The organism is Rhabdochromatium marinum (genome assembly GCF_016583795.1).
Taxonomy (GTDB): Bacteria; Pseudomonadota; Gammaproteobacteria; order Chromatiales; family Chromatiaceae; genus Rhabdochromatium; species Rhabdochromatium marinum.
The window spans coordinates 1-5,147 of record NZ_NRRS01000126.1; the positions used below are offsets into that span (position 1 = coordinate 1).

At 61.6% G+C, this 5,147-nt stretch carries 4 protein-coding genes; all 4 read left to right on the forward strand.

The window, feature by feature from the left end; translation table 11 throughout:
- Positions 1-212 precede the first annotated feature (212 nt).
- The 4 genes from CKO36_RS18480 to CKO36_RS18495 all read left to right on the forward strand — a co-directional run bounded on the left by CKO36_RS18480 (position 213) and on the right by CKO36_RS18495 (position 4,898).
- Entirely contained in the window at positions 213-887 is a 675-nt protein-coding gene (locus CKO36_RS18480) for an acylneuraminate cytidylyltransferase family protein (protein WP_200286380.1), read from the forward strand.
- A gap of 109 nt (positions 888-996) precedes the next feature.
- On the forward strand, positions 997-2,388 hold the full coding sequence (locus CKO36_RS18485) for a hypothetical protein (protein WP_200286381.1): 1,392 nt from the start codon (positions 997-999) through the stop codon (positions 2,386-2,388).
- Positions 2,385-2,573, forward strand: coding sequence for a hypothetical protein (locus tag CKO36_RS18490; RefSeq protein ID WP_200286382.1), 189 nt, complete (start codon positions 2,385-2,387; stop codon positions 2,571-2,573). Before CKO36_RS18485 ends, CKO36_RS18490 begins: the two co-directional genes overlap by 4 nt.
- 75 nt (positions 2,574-2,648) lie before the next feature.
- A complete protein-coding gene (locus CKO36_RS18495; protein WP_200286383.1) occupies positions 2,649-4,898 on the forward strand; it encodes an N-acetylneuraminate synthase family protein in 2,250 nt (749 codons plus the stop codon).
- The last annotated feature ends 249 nt before the right edge of the window (positions 4,899-5,147 follow it).

A 5,147-nucleotide genomic window follows, 5' to 3' on the forward strand; every position in this document is an offset into this window, starting at 1 on the left:
AGTGCGCATCTCTCATTCGTGAGACTCCTCGGGCTGATGGTGGGATCACACGGCCACTCTACCCCGTTGTAACTGTGAACATCTGCCTTTCTTTTTCAGTTGTTTATGCCTTAAATTAGTACCATTCAGGTTAGAGTCGAATTAATTGCTGAGTGTGAAAGGAATTGAATCAAACGCGCACCGCAGCAACAGGTTCCAATTGACAGTTTTATATGACCACAGTAGCCCTCATCCCCCTACGCGGCGGCTCCAAAAGCATCCCCAAGAAAAACATCAAGCCCCTGGCCGGCAAACCCCTATGCGCCTGGGTGCTGGAGGCCGCCACCGCCGCCACCCACATCGACGCCGTCTTTGTCTCCACCGACTGCCCCGAGATCGCCGCCGTCGTCCAGGGCCTGAACCTGGGTGTCCAGCTCATCGAGCGCCCAGCCGAATTTGCCACCGACGCGGCCTCGACCGAAGCGGTGATGCTGCACTTCATGGAGCAGGTGCGCTTCGAGCGGCTGGTCACCATCCAGGCCACCTCGCCGCTGCTGCGCGCCGAGGACCTCGACACCGCACTGGAGCGCTTCGCGCGCGAGCGGCTCGACGCCCTGCTCAGCGCCGTGCGCACCAAGCGCTTTTTCTGGCGCGATGACGCCACCCCGATCAATTACAATCCCCTCCAGCGCCCGCGCCGCCAGGACTTTCCCGGCACCCTGATGGAAAACGGCGCCTTCTACATCACCCGCCGCGCCATCCTCGAGCAACAGGGCTGCCGCCTCGGCGGGCGCATCGGCATCCACGAGATGCCCGAGGACAGCGCGCTGGAGATCGACGAACCGGCGGATTGGGAGGCAGTCGCCCGCTGCCTGGCCGCCCGCCAGTCTAATTCGCTCGCGTCCTAGCGCGACTTCGCTACCCAGGAGAGCGCCATGGGTATCATCTTAGTAACCGAGGGCGAGGGCCTTGTGCCAGCGAGATCGTTGAGTTCTTGGATAGGATTTAGGAGCAAAGATGATCGACTACCGCTTTCTTGAGATCGCCGAGCTTGGGGATTACGACCGCCTTGGGCAGGCGTTAGCGCAGCGGTTCCCCGAGGCGGAGCATGGGTTGCTGATCGGCGAGTTGAAAGAGCGGCTGGGGCTGACCTGCCGCGCGGTGCTGCTAGAATCGCCTTATCGGGATTTTGATCATTCAAGCGTGTTTGCGCTTTTTTACGCCAAGAAACATCGGCCGCCGGCACGAGATTGCATTCGCCTGCATCTGTTTGCCGGGACGGATCTCACCGACGAGCAGTATATCGGGAGTTATGTGGTGCGCGATTCGCGCATCGACAGCTGTGGTCGGGCCTTACTCGACCCCGCGTATCTGATCGACAGGGAGCGTGCGTACCTGCTCGGCGTGGAGATGACGGCCCATCTGGCGGGTACGCCGCTGCCAAAGCGGGTTTTCCCGTGGATGGCGCAGGATACGGATATCGCTGTCTGTGCCCATGTCGCGGTCTGGACGATTGTCAATTACTACGGCTTTAAGTATCCGGAGTATTGTCGGCGCTCGATTGGGTCGATTGCGGAGCAGACGCCGCCGGGTCTGGGACGACGGGTGCCGTCGGAAGGACTGGATTTGTCGCAAGTCTCCGACTTGCTTGCGGCGAATGGATTTTTTCCCTTGGTGCTCAGTAAGGATACCTTAGGCGAGCTTGAGTTCTTCCGCGCCCTGTTCTCCTACATTGAGTCGGGCATCCCGATGGTCGCGGCGATGACCGGGAGGCAACACGCCGTCACCATCATAGGCCATGGCCCGGTTGATGAGGCAGCGCTTTCAGCGGCAACGGATTGGAGTTTCCACTCCGATTTCATCGACGACTTGATCGTTGTGGACGATAATCGCTTGCCCTACAGTCGGCTGTCGCGGGGGGGTGGGACGAGCGACATGGCGGGTTTTGCGGATCTCGATCATGTGATTGTGCCCTTGTCCGAGAAGATGTACCTCAACGCCAGTATTGTGCATGAACGGGTGTTGGGGCTGCTGAAGGCGGGCGCCCTTGCTATCGACGAACCGGCTGTGCTGCGGATCTATTTGACGTCGAACCGCTCGCTGAAACGCGAGCTTCAGACCCATCAACACATGAACGCCGTGCTCAAAGATGTGCTGACGCGGCTGGAACTACCGCGCTTTGTATGGTGCGCGGAGATTGCGACACCGCCGCAGTATGCCCGCCAATTGACGGGTGCGCGCATCCTGATCGATGCGACCGCTGGCACCTATGAGCGCGATCCCTGGCTGTTCTGGCATGATGTGCTCGGGCTGCGTTATCGCAGCGGGAGCATCATGGAGGCGCTGGATGTGCCCATCGCTCCCTATGACTTGTATCGCAACAATCTAACGGAGGTGAAGCGACGATGAACTTCAAACACTTGGTCGATGAGCAGGCGCGGGCGCCACAAGCGCGCCAGGTCGATTCGCTGTCGAACGAGGCGTATCAGGAGCTGTGCAAGCAGGGTCTCGATGAACGGGTGCGCGATCTGGCCAGGCGCTATCGGGAGTCTGCCCGCGAGGCCTGGAAATATGTGGTTCGAAGCAGGCCTTGATGGTGTCTGGTACCCGACGACGAACACTGAACGATTAGGGCCGTTGCTGGCCGCACGCCACCCCAGGAGAGCGCCATGCGCATCGAAAAAAAGATCAAGGATTTCCTCGTTTTCTCCGGCGACAGCCTGCTCGATGCGCTCAAGCGGATCAACGACAACCAGGCGCGCATTGTCTTTGTGGTCGAGGACAGCGGCACCCTGATCGGCGCGGTCAGCGACGGCGACGTGCGCCGCTGGATCACCGCCGCCGCCGAGCTGGACTTCGGCCAGCCGGTCGATGCGGTGATGAATCGCGCCTTCGTCGCCCGCCCGGTCACCGAGGCCCCGGCGGAGATTGCCACCCATTTCGACCACAAGCGCGACATCATCCCGCTAGTCGATGACCTGGGCCGCTTCGTCGCTCTGGCGCGGCGCGCCGCCGAAGGCTTTCAACTCGGCGAGCGGGTGATCGGCGAGGACAGCCCCGCCTTCATCATCGCCGAGGTCGGCAACAACCACAATGGCGACCTGGCCCTGGCCAAGCGGCTGGTGGATCTGGCCATCGAGGCCGGCGCTGATTGCGTCAAATTCCAGATGCGCGATCTCACCACGCTTTATTCCAACCAGGGCAAAAACGCCGAGGCCGGCTATGATCTGGGTTCGCAATACACCCTGGATCTGCTCAACCGCTTTCAGCTCTCGCCATCGGACCTGTGCGCGGTGTTCGACCATGCCCGCGCGCGCGGCATCCTGCCGCTGTGCACGCCCTGGGATCTGGCCAGCCTGCACGCGCTGGAGAACGCCGGCCTGGAAGGCTATAAGGTCGCCTCCGCCGATCTGACCAACAACGAGTTGCTCGATGCCCTGGCCGCTACCGGCAAACCGCTGATCTGCTCGACCGGCATGAGCAAGGAGACCGAGATTCAAGGCGCGGTGGCCTTGCTGCGCCGCCAAGGCGTGCCCTTCGCCTTGCTGCACTGCAATTCCACCTATCCCACCCCCTACAAGGACGTGAACCTCAGCTATCTGGCGCGGCTGAAACAACTGAGCGGCGCTCTGATCGGCTACTCCGGCCACGAACGCGGCATCGCCATCCCGGTCGCTGCCGTGGCACTGGGCGCGCGCATCATCGAGAAGCACTTCACCGTCGATCGCGGCATGGAAGGCAACGACCACAAGGTCAGCCTGCTGCCGGAGGAATTCGCCGAGATGGTGCGCCAGATCCGTGCCGTCGAGGAAGCGATGGGGCAGGGTGGGGTGCGCGAGCTAACCCAGGGCGAGCTGATCAACCGCGAGAACCTGGCCAAGAGCCTGGTGATCACCCGCGACCTGCCGCGCGGGGCGGTGATTCAACGCGACATGATCGCGGTGAAAAGCCCCGGCCAGGGCTTGCAGCCCAATCGCCTGGAGGAACTGGTCGGCCAGCGCGCCCAGCGGGATTTTCAGGCTGGGGATCTGTTCTTCCCCTCCGACCTCAACCCGACCTCGGCCAAAAAGAGCGCCTATCGCTTCGCGCGCCCCTATGGCATCCCGGCGCGCTATCACGACTACCAGACCCTGACGGAAGGGATGGAGCTGGATTTCGTCGAGTTTCATCTCAGCTACCACGATCTCGACATCGACCTGGCCGAAGCGCTGGGCGCCCCGCAATCCCTGGGCTTTGCCGTGCATAGCCCGGAGCTGTTCGCCGGCGATCACATCCTCGATCTGGCCAGTGACGACGCCGCCTATCGGCGCCACTCCATCGCCGAGCTCAAGCGCGTGGTTGCCATCGCCGACGCCCTGCGCCACTACTTCCCCAAAACCCACAAGCCCGCCTTGGTGGTTAACGCCGGCGGCTGGACGCCGCACGGCTTTCTGCCGGTGGAGGCGCGTGCCGCCCTCTACGAGCGCGTCGCCGACTCACTGGCCGAGGTGGATCTCTCCCCGGTCGAGCTGGCGATCCAGACCATGCCGCCTTTCCCCTGGCACTTCGGTGGTCAGAGCCACCATAATCTGTTTGTCGATGCCGAGGAGATCGCCGCCTTCTGCGCCCGCAATGGCCATAAAATCTGCCTGGATGTCTCCCACTCGATGATGGCCTGTAACTACTATCAGTGGGATTTCGGCCGGTTTCTCGACATCGTCCTGCCGTATACCGTGCATCTGCACATCGTCGATGCCAAGGGCGTCGACGGCGAAGGCGTGCAGATCGGCGAGGGCGATGTGGATTTTGACCTGCTCAAGGATAAACTCAATCAGCACGCCCCCGGCGTGCAATTCATCCCCGAGGTCTGGCAGGGGCATAAGAACAAGGGCGAGGGGTTTTGGGGCGCGCTGGCGTTTTTGGAGCGGGTGGGGTTTTGAGGGTGGCGCCAGGGCCGTTATCCTAAAAACCAAAGTTTGACACTTGTCCAGTAACCGGCGCCGCCATCGCCAAGCCGGATTGGCTCATCGTCGACCACTACGGGCTTGATGCCGCTTGGGAACACCTGATTATTTACGAATCTCAGCCTGCGAGTGCTGAGACGGCGCATACTGAGGCCATCGCAAGTTTCTGGAGAAGCGCTGATGGCACAAAACCCGATCCAATTTCAGAAGGGCTTGAGCTTGCAG